The organism is Corynebacterium sp. HMSC069E04 (assembly GCF_001813175.1).
GTDB lineage: Bacteria > Actinomycetota > Actinomycetes > Mycobacteriales > Mycobacteriaceae > Corynebacterium > Corynebacterium aurimucosum.
The window spans coordinates 1-755 of record NZ_KV811693.1; the positions used below are offsets into that span (position 1 = coordinate 1).

The following is a 755-nucleotide window of genomic DNA, read 5'->3' on the forward strand; positions in this document are numbered from 1 at the left end:
CCGCAGGTCAGCGCGTACAGATGGGTGTACTCTATCGGACTTTTATACTATGGTTCGGGGTCTTCCTCCTTAGTGAAAGTCGCACCTAAATCTTGTAAGCGTTGTTTCTGTTGTGGAGTCAACGCCAAGTTATCCTCTGGAAGAATGGTCTCGTGCAAAGTTGCAGTTTCAAGAATTGAAAGGTCTGTAGGAGTTCCCGATAGGTCCGCGTTGCTTAGATCCGCACCACGCAAATCGGCACCCCCTAATTGTGCTAGTTCAAGGATTGCACCTTGTAGATTCGCGTTTCTTAGATTCGCGCCGTCAAACTTCGCCTCTATTAAAACTGCGTTGCTTAAGTCTGCCCCTTCGAGGTTTGCTCCACTAAAGTTTGCACAATTAAGCCAAAGACCACTCAAATTTTGTTCCTTTAGGTCAAAGTCTTTAAAAGGAAGTTCAGGAATAGAAGGGTCTGGTTTATCTGTGGAAGATTTCGTAGTGGGCGTACCAGGGGTAAATATGGTCCCGTCAGCTGTTAGACAATGGGGTGATAGGTTAGCTGACGTCGAAACTTGAGCCCGATCGCGAACGTATCGCAGATTTTCGAGTCGCTCTGCTGTAACTGCTTGAGTATTAGCAGCACGAATTGCTGTGTCTGCCTGGGTTCTAGAATCAGTAATTTGCGCCCATGCCAAAGAGGATCCCACCACTATGGAGGCAAGGACTGATATTCCAACGTCGCGGAGCCCTGAAGTGTCCCAGGTTTTGTTCCGTTT

The 755-nt window shown here is 47.7% G+C and carries 1 protein-coding gene; it reads right to left on the reverse strand.

Going from position 1 to position 755, the window contains the following annotated elements:
* Positions 1–47: 47 nt before the first annotated feature.
* The coding region (locus HMPREF2896_RS12510; RefSeq protein ID WP_141754782.1) for a pentapeptide repeat-containing protein at positions 48–755 on the reverse strand (708 nt) is incomplete at its 5' end.